The sequence below is a fragment of the Pelagibacterium sp. genome, from assembly GCF_035555455.1.
In the GTDB taxonomy this organism is placed as follows: domain Bacteria; phylum Pseudomonadota; class Alphaproteobacteria; order Rhizobiales; family Devosiaceae; genus Pelagibacterium.
This window is the reverse complement of the sequence record NZ_DATMGM010000015.1, coordinates 1-16,516: the sequence shown is the minus strand read 5'-3', so window position 1 is coordinate 16,516 and position 16,516 is coordinate 1. Positions and strand designations below refer to the sequence as shown.

Below are 16,516 nucleotides of genomic sequence, written 5' to 3'. Positions count from 1 at the left end.
AGCGCGGAAATGGCATCCGATGGAGGATGGTCTCACAAAAATGGCCGCTTACCCGAGGGTAGCGGCCAGTCGTAATGGAGGAGGTCAATAAAAGCTGGTTCACTCAGTGGTGAGTGGCAAGTCGGTCAGTGGATTTTGGGCACAATACGAGTTCCACCCTATTTATGCCCAAACGCACCTATGGTGGTGCATCGCTGTTGGGCCGGGTCCTCAGGTTGTGCGCGGTGTTCCCCCAGCGATTGGTGCTGGCCCCGACGGATCCACAAACAAGGGTCGTTTCTTCATCTATCGGGCCGAATCGCTTCTGCGTCAAGCCGCCGCCGGAGTATTCCCATGGGAACTTCGATCGGGCCTTGCAGGATGTCAGCATGATCCAGCCCCAGCAGCACGAGGGCGCGCTTGTTGCGGATCGCAACCACCTCGCCACAAAAGCCGATGAACGGCCCGCTGTCGAACTTGGCGATCTCGCCCACCCGAACGGCCTCCGGTTCAGCCCGCAATCGGCCCAGCCTGCCTGAGAGGCGCAGCAAGCGCTCGACCGCCGCATGCCGGATCTCGATGGGCGCGCCATCGACGCCGAGCACCCCGGCCACGGGCGTCATCCGGAAGATATCGAACCAGGGTGGCACCACATCATCGAAGCCGCACAGCAGCATCGAAGTCAGCATGGGCCGAGGCCGCGCCTCCCTGATCTTGCGATAGCGGTTGAGGCGGCGCTCCACCATTTCCACCGGGTTGAAAACGCAATAGCCGGCCTTGTCGAGCAGCGTCTCGGCGACGAACTCGCGCTGCGGCAGGGTGCGGATGGCAAACCAGTGGTACTGGCGGAACGTTCTGGCATCGATTGTTGGCATCGGGATCCCGGGGGCGTGTGCTGGTGGTCTGGGCGGATGGGATTTTGGTCACCCCGGCGGGCCGCTACCCGTTCGTCGTCGACGCTCTAGCGCGCCGAGCAGCACCGCGTCGTGGGCGGCGAGCCCAGAGCCCTTCACCTGCATTTCAGCTTCGATGCCGGCTAGCCAGGCATCGGGATCGTCGGCGATGGTCCTCCCGCCATGGCGTTGGGCCAGATCTCTCCGGAGCCGTTGCGCGGCTTTGGCCCGGATCGCCTCGGGGGTGGGTTTGAACTCTGGCTGCGGCAGGCTTTTGCCGCCCGCCATGGGCAGCAACATGCTCCGCTGACGGCGATCGGTCTCCCACCGTCGCCTTTTGCGCCCTACAGCAGTGCCTTTGACTCCAGAGGGTATTATATCTCTATCAGAGAATGGGTCGCATTCCTGAGACGGTCGCATGTTTACAACCGTCGCATTTTGAGACGGTTGGCCCTTGGCCCCCGCGCCACCGAATTGCGGCACATAGACGTTGCAGTGCCCCATGCCGCCATAAGGCACCTTCACGAACAGCCCAGCCTCGACCAGCGCCTTGATCGCCCGAAAGACCGTGGCCCGGCTAAGTCCGCAGTTATCCGCGATTTTTTCGGCCCCGATGGCACATTGCCCGGTGTCTGGACTGTACTGATCGAGGATAGCCGCCCCCACGCGCGATGCGCCCCGCGACAGCCCGGCGCGGTTGGCAATGGTGGCACGCAGGATGGCCAGAGGGGTCCTGCCCGCGCCCGCACCGGGGGCAACCGTCTCATTTTTGGGGTGCGCAACCGTCTCATTTTGCGCTCTGGCAACCGTCTCATTTTTGAGACGGTTGTTTGCGACGGTCGCATCACCGCCGGACACCCGTTTTGCCGTGCGACGGACCGTTTCCGACAGACCCGCGCCCATCGCCGCGCGCACCACGGCCCCGATCTGCCGGTCGGTGCACCCTTCGGCCACCATCGCTTGTAAAATGGCGCGCAGCGAGCCGCGCGGTTGCGCCAGAGCTGCCGTCACACCCCGCCTCCGAACAGATCCGCGATGCCCTTGGGCCTGGCACCAGCGTCCAGCCCCTTTTCCACGATCAGCCAGTGCGGAACGGTGAGCACCGTCGCATAGGCCCCCACATCCGCGCTGCGGCCCGCCGCGCTGGCGCGCGCCCTTTCCTCATCGATCACCTGCGAGCGGGGAATCCACACGGCCCACTCCACATCGCCCTGGAGCGAGACGAGCAGCGCGCCGCGGTCGCCCAGCGTCCGGCGGTGCACAAACACCTCGATGGCGACGGGACGATCCGGATCAGCCACGGTGCACCTCGCGGACGAAATCAATCCGTGAGGCCTGCATGCCGACCCGGCGCGCCAGATTTTGCATGCGCATATTATGAGACAGTGTCCCCAGCTCGACCCGCGTCACCTCCGGGTCGCTCTCGGCCACAGCAATGGCCCGCTCCAGCATGGCGCGGCCCACGCCCATGCGCCGGTGGGTTTTCTCCACCCAGACAAGGTCGATCCACACGCACCCGACATAATTGGGGTGGTCAGCTCGATAAAACGTCACGAACCCCACCGGCACCCCGAATTCGCTTTCCGCGAGGATGCACTGCTCACCGCCGCTCGGCCCTGCCCGATCCTTGGGGAAAAAGCCCAGCGCACGGCCGAGCTCAAAGCTGCCCGCCACATAGGCGAACGCGTGGGCGTCATCGGCCAGCGTCTCGATATGGCGCAGCGGCATCGGCTCACCCCTCAAGATCTAACCCGACAGGATTGCGAGAACCGGAATAATCATGCCGCGCGGCGCGCACCGGCTCGCGAATGTCGCTGCCGCCGGCATCGCTCTCGATCATCCCCAGGGCGTGGAGATAGAGATCCAGAATGGCCTCCTGCTCAGCGCGCTCATTGGCGTCCTGCTTGCGCATGCGCACGATCTGGCGGATCACCTTGGTGTGGTACCCATTGGCCTTGGCCTCGGCGTACACTTCCTTGATGTCGTCAGAGACGGCCTTTTTCTCTTCCTCCAGCCGTTCGATCCGCTCGATAAAGGCGCGCAGCTGCTCGCGCCCGATATTACCGCCCATCGCGCCCACCTCCGCTGTTGCGCTGCGCCTCGATGGCGTCGATCGCTGCGCGGGCCCCTCCGGTCTCGCGCTGCCACTGGCTCATCCGCCGGATATGGCTGGTATCGCCCACGCCGTTGGGAATCTGGCGCAACAGGGCGCGCCCGGCGATGATCCGCTGGTCATAGGCGATGATCTCCCCGCGCACCCGCGCCCTGGGGACCATCAATCCCGCCGCGATCTCGTCGATCGAATAGCCGTGCTTGTAGCCCCAGATAATGGGGTTGGACCAAACCGCTTTCATCGCCGATCACCCGACCATCGGCGGCGCGGCCATGCGCTGGGGAAAGGCCTTGTCGAGCCCCGCGCCGATCTCAGCAGCCGCCATGTCCCAGCGCGCGATACCGGTGAGCCCCTGCCGGCGCTTGGCCTTCACAAAGTCGGTGGCGCGGTCGATCGCCGCATAAATATCGAACGCATCCATGAACCCGGACAGATCGATGCCCTTGGCCACCAGCCAGGGGCGATCGGACAGCGCCATGAACAGCGGGCGCAGGATCTCATTGGAATAGGCGTCCGGGTCCTCGCCGAACTCGGATTTGCGGATCCCGGCAAGGGCCAGCGTGAACGCGCTGCCCTTGCCCTGCTCGATGGCCTGACGCACGAGGCCGATGCAATAGACCTCCCCGGCCCGTTTGGAATCGGTACTGCCGTGATGGGTCATCAACCGGCAATCGGCTTCCGAACAGGCCCGCGCGCAGGCCAAAGCCCACTCCTCGCCAGCCACCAGCGCGGCCTTATAGATCTGGAACAGGGTGACCTTGGTCACCAGCCCGTTGACCGCCGCAAAGCTGGCTGCCTGTTCCTCGCGCGACATGGGCACGATGGCGCAGGGCACCGCCGCTATCCCGCACAGCGCAGCGGCGTGGGTGCGGTGCTGACCGTCGATGATGGCGTATTTGCCGCCCTCGATGGGCGCGACGAACACCGGCGAGAAATGCGCCCAGCGGAAGTTTTCCGCAATGCGCCGGATAGCCGACCAGTTGGCCCGGCCCAGTTCGCGCTGATAGCTGTCATCGACCACCAGCAGCTCGATATCGAGCCATTGCAGGATCGGCGCGGTGCCGACCGCTACTGCCGCCGGGGCCGTCTGTTTGGAAACGTCAATCGCTCGCATTGCGCGCTCCTTGCTGTGAGGGTGAGGGCTGGCCTTCAGCGCCGCGCCATTCCGCTGCCCGCTGGGCATTGACCGCGTGCATGCGGTTGATATCGGTGAGCCCGAGCCGGTTGAGCCAGGTCTTGATGGTGCCGACGGGATGCCCGAGATCCTGCGCGATGACGTAGGGCGAAATGCCTGCCTCGCGCCCCAGCCGCAAGGCGGTTGCCGCCTCTGCCATCACCAGCCGCCCCTTGCGCTCGGCCAAACCATCGAGCGCCTGCGCGTAGTGCGCGGCCTTCGGATCAGCGGCAATGGCGGGTGGAAACACCGGATGGGCGGTAAAGCGCTCGACATCGCCCTTATAGAGAAACCGCTCGCGCTGGCCCGGCGGAATCCAGAACGGGGGCTGTGGTGCCTGCCCCTTGCGCCAGACCAGCCAGCAATAGGCGGTCGCCGTCGAGCCAAAGGGCTCCCACTTGCCCGCGCAAAGATTCACCCGCTCGCAAAACTGGGCATAAAGCGTCGGTGGACGATCGCGGAACAGCAGCTCATAGCGCTCGATCCCTTCGAGCCAGCGCTGTTGCACGAACATCGCCACCCCGGTGCCGGCGATCTCCAGCGCCCGCAGTACAAACGCCAGTGCCTGATCGCCAAAGGGCGGGTTGGTGATGATCCAATCGGCAGCGACCGCCGCGCCGGGGGCGAGGAAATCAGCAACGCCCTGGAACGCTGGGGCGACGCGGCCCTCCCGCCCATAATCCTTGATATCGGTGCCGATGACCCTGCTGAGCTTTTCATATTCGAGCAGCACCCCGGTCATATGCCCTTCGCCGCAGGCCGGATCGTGCACAATGGCCCCATTGAGCGACGCGCCCAGATGCGGCAGCACCACTTCGACCAGCGCGCGCGTGGCCCAGGGCGGGGTGGGGAAGAAATCGAGGCTCTGGGCCCCCTGCTCGCGGCTGGCCATGATGGCCCGCGCCCCGCCTACTGCCACATCGCGCCGTTGCATGTCGGGCCGGATCGTGCCCTCGGACAAGCGGCGCTCAAAGGTCTGTTCGTCGAGCTTGGTCAGCTCGTACAGCGTACCCCAGCTGGGCGGCAAAACGTGCACATGTGCCGGGTTTGCCAGTTTGGGATCGGCGGCGATCATCATCAGCCGCCGTGCCGTTGAGGGGCCAAACGGCAATTCGCTCTCGATCATCTGGCCGAATTCGCCATGCGGCAGCGCCGCCTTGGCCTCGGCGATCAGCCGCCCGGTCTCAAAGATCGCCTCGACCGATTTGCGCCAGGAGCCGCCAATCGCCTCTGCCCAGCTGGCGCGCCCATCCATGACCGCCTGTGGCATCAAAATCCCCCCAGCTTGATGGTGTGCATGTGCAACCGATCGCTGCCGCGGAACCCGTCGGCGTTGATTTCGCCGCGCGCGGCGGCAAACAGCGCTTCGAGCCGCGCCATCTGCCCCTGATGGATCATCAGGCCCACGCCGTTGACCTCCAGCCGCAGCCAATGGTCCTCATTGGGGCGCAACACCAAAGCCCCGCTGACCGGACGATCGAGCGGGGACACATCGGGGGCCTTGTTCAGCCGTCCGGCCCGGCGGCGCTGCAATTGCGCCCAGGACGCTGTGGTCATGGCTCATCCTCCTGCGCTTCTCGCTCGACGGCCTGGGCAAAGCTGTGGGCGGCCACGATCAGCCGATCGATCTTGCTCAGGATCGCCCGCGCCTCGCGCGCATCGATCTCGCCATCGGCCAGCGCCGCGCCCACCTCGGCCATCACCTGCCCCAGCCGCGTTGCCAATTCGCCCGAGCCTTCGATGATGCAGTTCATTCCACTGGCCTGCGGCAAGCGGATCAGCACATGGCCCAGCTCCGCCGCCGCCAGGGCAATCAACTGCGGCGGCTTGCCGGCGCGGCTGTTGAAGGCATCGAGCTCGATGGCGGTATCGAGCGGGATGACCCGCTTGATTTCGGCCTCATTGGCATAATCGGAAAAGGTGGCGACCCGCTCGATGCGGGTGACAGCGGCGGCACACACCTTGTTGCCCCCGGCATCGGCAATGGCGCGGGCCGTGGCGGCTTTGACCTTGAGCCAGAGCGGAAACTTCATGCCGGCCGCTCCCGATAGGGCGCGCGGGCAGCTCGTCCCAATAAAGCGCGCCGAAGCCCCGCCTCACCCTTCAATCGAAATCGGTCAGCGTCCCCTCGCCCCGCCGGACCTCCGCTATTTCCTCCGGTGTAAACGCGAGACACAGCGCGACGCTGACGCCGTTCACCTCCCCGGTAATGCTGGAAATTGACCTGACATGGTAGGCAATATCGCCCAGCCGATGTTCCACGGAGCCCAAGCGTCCGACCAGAACCCTCAGGGTGAACAGCAAGCACACCGTGCCCACCGCCACCAACAGCGCCGACGCGATGCAGGCGAGCAGCGCCAACTCGTGAAGCGATAGATCCGCACTCATATCGATGTCCTTGCGTTGATTTCCCGCCCGCCGGACACATGACGCGGCGGCGGCTGTCGTGGTGAATCGGGGTGTGCTGATGGAAAGGCTGGCGGAGGCAGCGTGCGGGGGGCGCGCACCGCCCCCACCAGCCAATCAACCCGGCCAGGAGGGAGGGGAAACCTGGACGGGTATGGGAATGAGAAAGCGGACTCACGGAGCCAACTCGGCGTGAGAGGTCGAACTCAAGAAATCGGACGCCGTAACAGCACCCTGTGTCTCTTCCTCAATGCGGTTCAGAATTGCTCGCCGAGGCATGCGTTCGCCAGAGATGTACCGAAATACTGTCTGACGACTCACACCAATGGCTTGGGCGAACGAGGCCGCCGCTAAATTTCTTTTTCTAAGGTAGTCTGCGAGCAACATGACTCACTATTGTCACCAATTCGGTGACGACACAAGAGCTACGTCACCGAATTGGATACTCGCCATGTCTCCGGGTTGGTGACAGGATTCCACTCATGACCGAAAAAGGCAAGTTCCCAAACGGCTTGGCATTCGCAATGTCACAAAAGAACATCGGCCCTACGGAACTGGGTCGGCGGGCTGGCATAGCCAAGCAAAACATTGACCGCTGGGCAAAGCAGGAGCGACGTCTTAATCCCGACGACGCGCTCAAGCTCGCACCGCTTTTGGATACGACGCCTGCGGCCCTTCTACTCTTAGAGGGGAACGATGAACAGCTATCAGAACTCATCAAGATCTTCGTATCGCTGGGCTCTGCTGAACATCAGAAGGCTCTCGTCGATCAGGCCCGTGTATTAGCAACTGCCGTGCAAAGCGCAAAAGTTGATCAACCTGCCGACGATCCAACTGGCGAAGCAAATCAATAAACTCATCGCCCAACTCCCCCAAAGCAAAGCCCCTTTGTTCCGCCTTCGTTCGCATTCAGACACGAGAAGCAGAATGGGTCAAGGCACCCCAGCGGGCATGGGGAAAACATCGGCTACGCCAATCATGCAGCAGGACTATCACCAGATTCGAGAATTTACTGTCACCAATTAGGTGACTTTGCACTTGCATTGTCACCGTTTCGGTGACAGCATTCTCCCCAGTTTCACCACTGGAGGCAGACATGCGGCATTCTCAGCCCAAATCCATCGCCCGGCGCATCGCCGATGTCATGGTCGACCGCGCATCGCGCGGCTGCACCCTCGCCGACCTGCTCGATGAGGGCTTTTCCCAGGACGATATCACCCGCCACGGGGCCGAGGCCGAAACCCTGGCCCGCAAGGCTTTCGTGCGCCAGGCCCACGCCGACGCTACCGACCAGCTGGCCCGCGAGGACATCGAGGGCGCAGCGCGCAACATCCTCGTCTCGATCCCCGCCAGCGACCTGTGCCAGATCTGGCAGGGCCTGCGCTACGGCAACGCCTGCACCCCGATTGAAGCTACCCTACGCCTCAGCCAAGCCTTTGCCGATGAGGTCGCGCCATGACCCTGCTCAACACCAGCGCGCACCGCTCCGTCGCCCTGCCCGCCCCCGCCGCAGGCGTGCCCACCCACCGCTTGCGCACCGTGGATGGCCAATACCTGCATCAGGACCTCTCGCAGGCCACCCTCGTTGACGGCTCGACCTGGGCTTGGATGGGCACAAAGGCCCAGATGCAGGCGGCGCTGCGTACCCTGCCACCCGCCCTGGTCCGCCAGCTGCTACCCACTACCCTCGACGGCCTGCCCGTGCGCTTTTGGAGGCACAAATGAGAGCGACGACGCGCACCCGCCTCACGGTGACGCTGTGCGCCGCCGAGGCGCTGGCCGCCACAGAGCACGACGCCGACGCGGTGCGGGCCTTTCTCACTCGCGAGGGCGGGCGCGAACGCTTTTCCGCCGGTGCCCACTGCATCACGCTGCTGGGCGTTACCGGCACCGCCACCGCCTCCATCCCCGCCGCCTTCGCCAGTTGGATCCGCAACGCCAACCGCAAGCTGGAGAAGCGCCATGGCTGAGACCATCGCGCTACCACTCAATGAGATCAAAGCCTTCGTCCGCGAAACCGAAGCCTTGGTTGCCGCCGTTTTCTTTGACGAATGCGGGGCGGTTGTCGCCGGGCGCTATGTCGGCGGCAATGGCGGATTGCTGCAGCGCGAAACGCTCAAGGCCAATGATGATGTGCGCCGGCGGCTGGGCGCAATCGCCACGCTGATCGCCGATTATCAGGCAAAGCAGGGAGCGTCGTGACCATGCCCTCAGCTGCGCCCGACCCCTTGCTGGTTGCCTTTGTAAGAGCGCTGGCAATTGCCGACGCCCGGCGCGATACTGCGCTGGCTGGACTGACTGAAAGCGAGGGGGGCGTGACATGCACGACATCCGGCGGGCAGCCATCTATGCCCGATTCTCAACCGATCTCCAGAAAGACCGGTCGATCGACGACCAGATCGCGCTCTGCCGCGAATATGCCGCCAAAAACCGGCTCCATGTCGTCGAACAATACAGCGACAAGGCCCGCTCCGGAGCCAGCCTCTTTGGACGAGACGGCCTGCTCAGCCTCATGGAAGCGGCCCGCGAAGGGCATTACCAAACGCTCATTGTAGAAGCCCTCGATCGCCTCTCGCGCGACCAGGAAGATCTCGCCGGCATCTATAAACGCCTGTCCTTTGCCGGGGTGGAAATCATCGCCGTGCATGACGGCACCGCCGACGCCATCCAGATCGGCATTCGCGGCCTCGTCTCCACCCTGTTTCTCACCGACCTCAAGCACAAGATCCGGCGCGGCATGACCGGCGTGATCAGCGACGGCCGCCACGCCGGCGGGCGCGCCTATGGGTACCGACCGATGGCCGCCCAGCCCGGCGTCCTCGAAATCGTGGACGACGAGGCGCAGACCGTCGAGCGGATTTTCACCGAATATGCCGACGGATCCAGCGCGCGCGATATCGCCGGCGGGCTTAACCGCGACGGGATCCTGCCGCCCCGGGGCGCATCGTGGAACGCTTCGACCATTCTGGGCAGCGCCGCGCGCGGCAGCGGCATCCTGCGCAACCAGCTCTATGCCGGTCGGCTCATCTGGAACCGGGTGCGCATGGTGCGCGATCCGGACACCGGCAAGCGGGTCAGCCGCCTCAACGACCCATCCCAATATAGAACCGCCGATGTGCCTCACCTTGCCCTGATCAGCCCAAAACTGTTCGAGGCGGTGCAGACCCGACTGGGCAGGCGCGCCGCCGCCAGCAAGGCGGGCGAATATGTGCGCCGGCCCAAGCGGCTGCTATCGGGCCTGTTGCGCTGTAGCCATTGCGGCGGCGGCATGTCGGTGCATGACCGGCGCGGCGCGGTGACCCGCATCAAATGCTCGCGGACGCGCGAAAGCGGCAACTGCACCAACACCAACCGCTATCATCTCGAAAGAATCGAACGCGCCATCATCGAGGGGCTGAAAACCCAGCTCGACAACCCGGCGCTGATCCTCGAATACGTCCGGACCTATCGCGAGGAACGCATGCGCGACGCCCGGCAGGCCGTAAAGCAGCGAGGGACATTGGAGCGCCGCCTGGCCAGCGTCAAAGGTCAGATCGAGCGCTACGTCACCGCCATCGGCGATGCCTCGCTGCCGCTCGACACGATCAAGGAGCGCCTGGGCGAACTGGTCATCCAGCGCGACGACCTCACGGCCAAACTCGCCGAAGCCCCGCAAGCGCCCGTCATCGAGCTGCACCCGCAAGCCGTCGAGCGCTACCGCGCCTCGATCGAAACGCTGGCAACGCGATTCTCCCGCCCCGACCAGGAGTTCGACACAGACGCCATCGCCGCCTTCCGCGACCTGATCGACCACGTGGTCGTCCATGACGGCGAAAACGGTAGGGTTGAAGCTGAGGTGATTGGCAGACTGACTGCCATTCTGGGCCACCCCGCCGGCGATTGGGGGGGAGCGATGGTAGCGGAGGAGGGACTTGAACCCCCGACACGCGGATTATGATTCCGCTGCTCTAACCAGCTGAGCTACTCCGCCCCGTTTGAGGCATGGCCGTGGTGGCCGGGCTGCCGCTTGGGCGGTCAGCACGGCGCTTCTTAGGGTCCGGCATCTGTGGTGTCAAGCGCTTCGGTCGCTGTTTGAGGCTCTTTCGATGAAGGTGCGCACGGCCACCAGATCGCGGGTGAAGGCGGTGCGTTCGGTGGCGGCACGCGCACGGTCTGGAATGCGCAGAATATAGGAGGGGTGCACGGTGATAAAAAGCATCGTTCCATCCGCCATGCGTTGGGGCGCGCCCCGCAATTTCGCGATGGTCTCGACCCGTCCTATCAGGCTGCGGGCGGCAGTCGCCCCCAGCGCCACGATCACGCCCGGACGCACCAGCGCGCGTTCGGCATGAAGCCAGACAGCGCATGCAGAAATTTCCGCCGCATTGGGTTTTTGGTGCAGCCGGCGCTTTCCGCGCGGCAGAAATTTGAAATGCTTGACGGCGTTGGTGAGGAAAACCGCGGCGCGCTCAAGACCCGCCTCCACCAGCACATCGTCAAGCAACCGCCCTGCCGGGCCGACGAACGGCCGCCCGTCCCGGTCTTCTCGATCGCCGGGCTGCTCGCCCACCAGCATCACGTCGGCATCGGGCGGCCCCTCGCCAAACACGGCCTGGGTCGCATTTGCGTAAAGCGGGCAGCGCGTACAGCCCTCGATCGCCGCGCGCGCCGCCTCCAGATCGGCAAACGCTGGGTCTTGCGATGGTTCTGTCCTGGATGACGCCATGGTCCGCTCCCGGCTCGTTCGGAGGCTGCATTTTGCCAACGCGCTCCTCGTTGCTCCGGTTGCGATCTGCGCCAATGTTCGCTCAGAGCGAATAATGAATTCGATTGGCCCGCGTTTCACGGCTTGTCCGGCGTCTCTATGTTAAGCTCACCGAACACGCACAAGGGAGACTTCCATGGCCCTCGACCTTACCGGCCTGCATCACCTCACGGCGATCACAGCAAATGCCCGCGAAAACCTGCGTTTTTACACCAAGGTGCTTGGCCTGCGCCTGGTCAAGCGCACCGTCAATCAGGACGACACCACCGCCTATCACCTGTTCTATGGCGATGGCCGCGCCAGCCCGGGCTCCGATATCACCTTCTTTGATTGGCCCACCGCCCCGGAAGTGCGGGGCACCCATTCGGTGGTCCGCACTGCCTTCCGCGTCGAAGGCGAAGCGACGCTTACCTGGTGGAAGGAGCACCTTAAAGCCAATGGCGTCGCCACCTCCGAGATCGCCGAGCGCGCCGGCCACATGTCGCTCGATTTCGAGGACAGCGAAGGCCAGCGCCTGCGGCTGGTCAACGATACCCGCGCCGGTGGCGCCCATCCGTGGGACAAAAGCCCCGTGCCCGCCGAGCGCCAGCTCAAGGGCCTTGGCCCGATCACCATGAGCGTGCCTGACCTGCGCCGCACCGAGCCGGTGCTCACCCAGGTGATGAACATGCGCAAGGTGCGCACCCATCCCGCCACCGCCGAACAGGGCGAAATCCATGTCTTTGCCATGGGCGATGGCGGCGCGTCGGCTGAACTGCACGTGGCCGTCGAGCCCGGTCTGCCGTTTGCCCGGCAGGGCGCGGGCGGGGTCCACCACATCGCTTTCCGCACGCCCGATCACGACCAGCTCGACAAATGGGTAGCGCGCACCGCTCAGGTCGGCCTGCCCAACTCCGGCGAAGTCGAGCGCTATTATTTCAGCTCGCTCTATTTCCGAGAGCCCAATGGCGTGTTGTTTGAAATCGCCACCGATGGCCCGGGCTTTGACGTGGACGAGCCGATGGCGACGCTGGGCGAAAGCCTTGCCCTGCCGCCGTTCCTCGAACCCAAGCGCGCCCAGATCGAAGCCAACCTCAAACCGATCGACTGAGCGCTTCCAGAACAAGTGGATACCACGTGTTCTGTTCGGAAGCGCGACAAACAAAAAGCTCTATGCGCTTCCAGAACGAGAGGTTCGCACGTGTTCGGCCCCGCCCCACTCCGGGGTGGGGCTGATACCCCCCCCCACCGCGTGTGACGATTGGCCCGTCAATTTGCTTGGAATTTATGCGAGCGCCGCCTTATTGGAGAGCGGCACCGTCCCCACCGGGGACCATCCGCGCATGGAGCTCGCCAACAATGCCTGAAACCGAAAAGCCCAGCTGGAGCAATCGCATCATCCTGATCATCATGATCGGCCTTGCGATCATCACCATCGGCGCGACCATCTTTGCCACCACCACCGAGTGGTATGGCGAGCCCCTGCCTGCCGAAACCGTCGAGGCCCAGCCCGACACCGCTGGCTAAAGCCGCTCAGGCGACCCGCGCCGCCGGAACCGTCTCGGCGATGAACCCGCCCCCCAGCACCTGTGCATCGGCGCTGTCGTCGGAATAGAGCACGCAGGCCTGCCCCGGCGCGATGCCGGTTTCCCCCGCGATCAGCGTCACATACACCTCGCCGTCGCGGATAAACGCCACCGCCTCTTGCGGCGCGCGGGTCGAGCGCATCTTGGCTTCCACCGCCAGCCCATTGCCGCCCGCCATCTCGGCCAGCGGGCGCGGGCCCAGCCAGTTGACGTCGCGCAGCCGCACCGTATGGGTGGACAGTGCCGATTTCGGCCCCGCCACCACCTGCTGGGTGCGCGCATCGAGCCGCAGCACATACAGCGGCTCGCCCGCCGCCACGCCCAGCCCGCGGCGCTGTCCGATGGTATAGTGGATGATCCCCTTGTGACGCCCGATCACCTCGCCCGCCTCGTTGACGATATCGCCGGGCACTTCCGCCTCGGGCATCAGCTTGCGGATCACGTCCGAATACGAGCCCTGCGGCACGAAGCAGATATCCTGGCTGTCGCTCTTTTCGGCCACCGCCAGCCCCATGTCGCGCGCCAGTTCGCGGGTTTCATGCTTGGTCATGTTGCCGAGCGGAAACCGCAGGAAATCGAGCTGCCCCGCCGTTGTGGCAAACAGGAAATAGGTCTGGTCCTTGTCGCCGTCGAGCGGACGCAACAGCTGCCGATGACCGTCCACCAGCCGCGAGCGCACATAATGGCCGGTGGCGAGGCAATCGGCGCCAAGGTCGCGCGCCACCTCCATCAGGTCGACGAATTTCACCGACTGGTTGCACGACACGCACGGGATCGGCGTCTCCCCCAGCGCATAGCTTTGCGCAAACGGCTCGATCACCGCCTTGCGGAAGCGCTCTTCATAATCGAGCACGTAGTGGGGAATGCCCAGCGTCGCCGATACGCGCCGCGCATCGTGAATGTCCTGGCCCGCGCAACACGATCCCTTGCGGAATGTTGCATCGCCATGGTCGTAAAGCTGGAGCGTAACGCCGATTACCTCATAGCCCTCGCGGGCCAGCAATCCGGCTACAACTGAAGAATCCACGCCGCCCGACATTGCAACGACGACGCGCGTTTCGGCCGGCGGGCGGTCGAAACCAAGAGAGTTCACCATTTTCTTTCTCATCCGGTTGGGGTCAAGGGCCAGCGGATAAATTCCTCGCGGCTTTTACGCCCTCTTGGCTTTCGCCGCAACTCCATCGGCAGTTTTTGCCGCCTGCAGGCCCTTCCTGCCGCCTGCCCGCGAATAGAGCGTCCTTTTCCCACGCTCCATCCTATTGATAATAAACACCTATTCCAAATTCACCCCGTTGGCACCCCCCTTGCATGAGAGATTGGTGACCTTCTGTGCCTATAAGAGACAAAGACCCAAGTGAGTACCGCGATAAGCATCGGCAGCAAGACCGGCCCCGTGCCGGGCAAGGTAACCGCCTCCCGGCCTCAGCCCGGTGACGCGTCCGCCTTCGCCCGCTTCATTCCCGTCGATGGCACGGCGCAAACCGAGCAATCCGGGCAGCCCGAAAAAACCGTCGCTCTCACCGCTGCCGCGCTGCCCACCGCCGTCACACCCGACGAGAAGACCGCCGATCCCCTTGTCGCTGATCTGGCGTCGCTGCTTGAAAAGCTCGACCTGCTGGCCGATCGTCTCAAGGCCAACAAGAGCCTCGACAGCGCCGATCTCGATGATCTCGAAGCGCTGCTCGCCACACTCGAAGCCATGCTCGATCAGCCCGCTACCCTGTCCGACACCGCCGCCCTGGCCGATCTTGCCAAAAAGCTGGGCCTGGGCGCGGGAGAGAATGCGGCGGCACTTTCCGCCCTCGACGCGCTGTCCGGCCTTGCGGCAAAGCTGGCCGCTGGCCTGCGCGATGATGCCCCCGACCTTGCCGCCCGGCTCACCGGCCTGACCCGCGCGCTGGATGCCCACGCGGCCACGGCCCAATCGCTCTTGGCCGCACAAAAATCCGATGCCACCGTCGCCATCGTGCAGGCCGAGAGCGAAACAAGCCGCAATCCTGCTGCGGCCATCGCCAGCCACGCCGACGCAGCCGAAGAAAAACCTGCGCAATCCGCTGTCGCCAAACCGGGGGCGGAACCCGATTCCGGGCGCTCGCTCACCAAAGATGCGCCATCGGTGCCGCCCTCCTCCGCCCTGCGGCAGGCCCAGCCCCAGCCCGACGCCGAGCCCGCCGCGCTCCCTGCGGCCCAAAATCCGGCAGAGGCCGAAGCGTTGGGCCTCCAACCCGCAAACGCGCAGTCCCAGTCGGTCGCGCCCACTGCCCTTGTTCGCCCCGAGGCCGCCGCCTATCAGCGCCCGGACGCCCAGATCAACCTGCCCCATGTCGCGGTCGAAATTGCCCGCCAGCTGCAAAACGGCGTCTCGCGATTCCAGATCAGCCTCAACCCGGCAGAATTGGGCCGCATCGATGTGCGCATGGAAATGGACGGGTCGGGCAACGTCATTGCGCGGCTTGCGGTCGAGCGCAGCGAAACCCTCGATCTGCTCCAGCGCGACCAGCGCGCCCTCGAACGCGCCCTCGCCGATGCCGGGCTCGATACCAACAAGACCGATCTGGAATTTTCGCTCCAGCAGCATGATCGCGACGGGCGCGAGCCGCAGGACGAGGCGGGCTGGCGCACCAGCCATATCGCCACGCCCGCGACCGACAGTCAGCGCGCATCCGAGCCCCTCCCGGCCATCCGGGGCTATGCACGGCTCGATGCCGTCAACCTCTGGATTTAAGGAAACCACCCCATGGTCGATTCCGTTTCCGGCGCTTCAGGTACAGGGTCCAGCCTTGGAACCAGCCGCAAGACCATCGCCGACAATTTCGACACGTTCCTGCAGCTGCTCATCACCCAGCTCAAGAACCAGAACCCGCTTGAACCGCTCGATACCAACCAGTTCACCCAGCAATTGGTGCAGTTCACCTCGGTCGAACAGCAACTCAAGACCAATGAGTTTCTCGAAGCCATGATGCAATCGGCCCAGAACACCACCAACGCGCAGGCGGTGAGCTATGTGGGCAAGACGGTCACCGCGTCGGGGGCCAGCACCGATCTGGTCAACGGCACCGCCACGTGGATCTATCGCGTCGAAAACCCCGCGCCCAACACCACCGTCACCATCAAGGATGCCAATGGCAATGTCGTTTACACCGACACCCTGTCGCTGGCGGCGGGCACCGATCAGATCATCTGGGATGGCACCACATCGACCGGGGAAAAGCTGTCTTCTGGGCGCTTTACCGTCACCATTGACGCCCGCGACAGCGATGGGCGCTACGTCCCGGTCACAACCGAAATGATGGGTGTGGTCGAAGGGGTCGATGTCAGCGGCTCCGAACCCTATGTCCTGATCGGCAACCTGCGCATCCCGCTTTCGTCCGTTTCCGCCGTCCACGCCACCGCGCCCAGGCCTGTCCCCGAAGACGAAGCCGCCTAAAGCGCTTCTCGGCGGCGAACTATTCCGCAGCGCCGCCCCCTCATCCGTCTCGGACCTCCCGGCCCGCTCCCCCTTCTCCCGCAGGAGAAGCAAGCCCCGTAAGCCAGCGCCAATCTTTCCTTCTCCCTGAGTAAGAAGGTGGTCGCACAGCCAGCACCTTCTTCCCTTCTCCCCCGGTGGGAGAAGGTGGCCGCGCAGCGGTCGGATGAGGGGGG

The 16,516-nt window shown here is 64.4% G+C and carries 24 protein-coding genes and 1 tRNA gene; 10 read left to right on the top strand and 15 right to left on the bottom strand.

Going from position 1 to position 16,516, the window contains the following annotated elements:
- Positions 1–281: 281 nt before the first annotated feature.
- The 12 genes from nusG to VNS12_RS02405 form a co-directional block, all read right to left on the bottom strand.
- Positions 282–854, bottom strand: a complete 573-nt coding sequence (nusG, locus tag VNS12_RS02460; protein WP_325486253.1) for a transcription termination/antitermination protein NusG — start codon at positions 852–854, stop codon at positions 282–284.
- 48 nt (positions 855–902) lie between these two features.
- A complete protein-coding gene (locus VNS12_RS02455; RefSeq protein ID WP_325486252.1) occupies positions 903–1,883 on the bottom strand; it encodes a helix-turn-helix domain-containing protein in 981 nt (326 codons plus the stop codon).
- Positions 1,880–2,173: a hypothetical protein gene (locus tag VNS12_RS02450; RefSeq protein ID WP_325486251.1), complete on the bottom strand. Its 294-nt coding sequence runs from the start codon at positions 2,171–2,173 to the stop codon at positions 1,880–1,882. Before VNS12_RS02450 ends, VNS12_RS02455 begins: the two co-directional genes overlap by 4 nt.
- Positions 2,166–2,600, bottom strand: coding sequence for a GNAT family N-acetyltransferase (locus tag VNS12_RS02445; protein ID WP_325486250.1), 435 nt, complete (start codon positions 2,598–2,600; stop codon positions 2,166–2,168). Before VNS12_RS02445 ends, VNS12_RS02450 begins: the two co-directional genes overlap by 8 nt.
- Before the next feature lie 4 nt (positions 2,601–2,604).
- Positions 2,605–2,943 carry a DUF2312 domain-containing protein gene (locus VNS12_RS02440; RefSeq protein ID WP_325486249.1) on the bottom strand — a complete coding sequence of 113 codons (339 nt, stop codon included), beginning with the start codon at positions 2,941–2,943 and terminating at the stop codon, positions 2,605–2,607.
- Positions 2,933–3,226, bottom strand: coding sequence for a hypothetical protein (locus VNS12_RS02435; protein ID WP_325486248.1), 294 nt, complete (start codon positions 3,224–3,226; stop codon positions 2,933–2,935). The genes VNS12_RS02440 and VNS12_RS02435 overlap by 11 nt, the downstream gene beginning before the upstream one ends.
- Before the next feature lie 6 nt (positions 3,227–3,232).
- Positions 3,233–4,099 (bottom strand): ParB N-terminal domain-containing protein, encoded by an 867-nt coding sequence (locus VNS12_RS02430; protein ID WP_325486247.1) that lies wholly within the window; start codon positions 4,097–4,099, stop codon positions 3,233–3,235.
- Positions 4,086–5,429 (bottom strand): DUF3102 domain-containing protein, encoded by a 1,344-nt coding sequence (locus VNS12_RS02425; protein ID WP_325486246.1) that lies wholly within the window; start codon positions 5,427–5,429, stop codon positions 4,086–4,088. The genes VNS12_RS02430 and VNS12_RS02425 overlap by 14 nt, the downstream gene beginning before the upstream one ends.
- Positions 5,429–5,716 carry a hypothetical protein gene (locus VNS12_RS02420; protein ID WP_325486245.1) on the bottom strand — a complete coding sequence of 96 codons (288 nt, stop codon included), beginning with the start codon at positions 5,714–5,716 and terminating at the stop codon, positions 5,429–5,431. The genes VNS12_RS02425 and VNS12_RS02420 overlap by 1 nt, the downstream gene beginning before the upstream one ends.
- Positions 5,713–6,192, bottom strand: coding sequence for a phage regulatory CII family protein (locus VNS12_RS02415; protein ID WP_325486244.1), 480 nt, complete (start codon positions 6,190–6,192; stop codon positions 5,713–5,715). The genes VNS12_RS02420 and VNS12_RS02415 overlap by 4 nt, the downstream gene beginning before the upstream one ends.
- Before the next feature lie 70 nt (positions 6,193–6,262).
- Positions 6,263–6,547: a hypothetical protein gene (locus VNS12_RS02410; RefSeq protein WP_325486243.1), complete on the bottom strand. Its 285-nt coding sequence runs from the start codon at positions 6,545–6,547 to the stop codon at positions 6,263–6,265.
- A 192-nt stretch (positions 6,548–6,739) separates the two neighbouring features.
- Positions 6,740–6,952, bottom strand: a complete 213-nt coding sequence (locus VNS12_RS02405; protein ID WP_325486242.1) for a helix-turn-helix transcriptional regulator — start codon at positions 6,950–6,952, stop codon at positions 6,740–6,742.
- A gap of 95 nt (positions 6,953–7,047) precedes the next feature.
- On the opposite strand from VNS12_RS02405, the gene VNS12_RS02400 reads away from it, so the two are divergent.
- The 6 genes from VNS12_RS02400 to VNS12_RS02375 all read left to right on the top strand — a co-directional run bounded on the left by VNS12_RS02400 (position 7,048) and on the right by VNS12_RS02375 (position 10,502).
- Positions 7,048–7,419, top strand: a complete 372-nt coding sequence (locus VNS12_RS02400) for a helix-turn-helix transcriptional regulator (RefSeq protein WP_325486241.1) — start codon at positions 7,048–7,050, stop codon at positions 7,417–7,419.
- 242 nt (positions 7,420–7,661) lie between these two features.
- Entirely contained in the window at positions 7,662–8,024 is a 363-nt protein-coding gene (locus tag VNS12_RS02395; protein ID WP_325486240.1) for a hypothetical protein, read from the top strand.
- Positions 8,021–8,290 (top strand): hypothetical protein, encoded by a 270-nt coding sequence (locus VNS12_RS02390; RefSeq protein WP_325486239.1) that lies wholly within the window; start codon positions 8,021–8,023, stop codon positions 8,288–8,290. Before VNS12_RS02395 ends, VNS12_RS02390 begins: the two co-directional genes overlap by 4 nt.
- Positions 8,287–8,535 carry a hypothetical protein gene (locus tag VNS12_RS02385; RefSeq protein WP_325486238.1) on the top strand — a complete coding sequence of 83 codons (249 nt, stop codon included), beginning with the start codon at positions 8,287–8,289 and terminating at the stop codon, positions 8,533–8,535. Before VNS12_RS02390 ends, VNS12_RS02385 begins: the two co-directional genes overlap by 4 nt.
- Positions 8,528–8,767, top strand: a complete 240-nt coding sequence (locus tag VNS12_RS02380) for a hypothetical protein (RefSeq protein WP_325486237.1) — start codon at positions 8,528–8,530, stop codon at positions 8,765–8,767. Before VNS12_RS02385 ends, VNS12_RS02380 begins: the two co-directional genes overlap by 8 nt.
- Before the next feature lie 118 nt (positions 8,768–8,885).
- Complete coding sequence (locus VNS12_RS02375) at positions 8,886–10,502, top strand: recombinase family protein (protein ID WP_325486254.1); 1,617 nt, start codon at positions 8,886–8,888, stop codon at positions 10,500–10,502.
- On the opposite strand, the gene VNS12_RS02370 is transcribed toward VNS12_RS02375, so the two are convergent.
- Both VNS12_RS02370 and VNS12_RS02365 read right to left on the bottom strand, forming a co-directional pair.
- Positions 10,459–10,535, bottom strand: a tRNA-Met gene (locus VNS12_RS02370). The genes VNS12_RS02375 and VNS12_RS02370 overlap by 44 nt on opposite strands.
- An 81-nt stretch (positions 10,536–10,616) precedes the next feature.
- Entirely contained in the window at positions 10,617–11,390 is a 774-nt protein-coding gene (locus VNS12_RS02365; RefSeq protein WP_325486236.1) for a UdgX family uracil-DNA binding protein, read from the bottom strand.
- Positions 11,391–11,445: 55 nt separating this feature from the next.
- On the opposite strand from VNS12_RS02365, the gene VNS12_RS02360 reads away from it, so the two are divergent.
- The gene (locus VNS12_RS02360) at positions 11,446–12,399 is read left to right on the top strand and encodes a ring-cleaving dioxygenase (RefSeq protein WP_325486235.1); all 954 of its coding nucleotides are present in this window, start codon (positions 11,446–11,448) and stop codon (positions 12,397–12,399) included.
- A gap of 248 nt (positions 12,400–12,647) precedes the next feature.
- Positions 12,648–12,815, top strand: a complete 168-nt coding sequence (locus VNS12_RS02355) for a hypothetical protein (RefSeq protein WP_325486234.1) — start codon at positions 12,648–12,650, stop codon at positions 12,813–12,815.
- 6 nt (positions 12,816–12,821) lie between these two features.
- On the opposite strand, the gene mnmA is transcribed toward VNS12_RS02355, so the two are convergent.
- Positions 12,822–13,970, bottom strand: coding sequence for a tRNA 2-thiouridine(34) synthase MnmA (gene mnmA / locus VNS12_RS02350; RefSeq protein WP_325486233.1), 1,149 nt, complete (start codon positions 13,968–13,970; stop codon positions 12,822–12,824).
- 258 nt (positions 13,971–14,228) lie between these two features.
- Here mnmA and VNS12_RS02345 point away from each other — a divergent pair, with 258 nt between their 5' ends.
- A complete protein-coding gene (locus tag VNS12_RS02345) occupies positions 14,229–15,599 on the top strand; it encodes a flagellar hook-length control protein FliK (protein ID WP_325486232.1) in 1,371 nt (456 codons plus the stop codon).
- Between the two features lie 12 nt (positions 15,600–15,611).
- Positions 15,612–16,301 (top strand): flagellar hook assembly protein FlgD, encoded by a 690-nt coding sequence (locus tag VNS12_RS02340; protein ID WP_325486231.1) that lies wholly within the window; start codon positions 15,612–15,614, stop codon positions 16,299–16,301.
- Positions 16,302–16,516 lie beyond the last annotated feature (215 nt).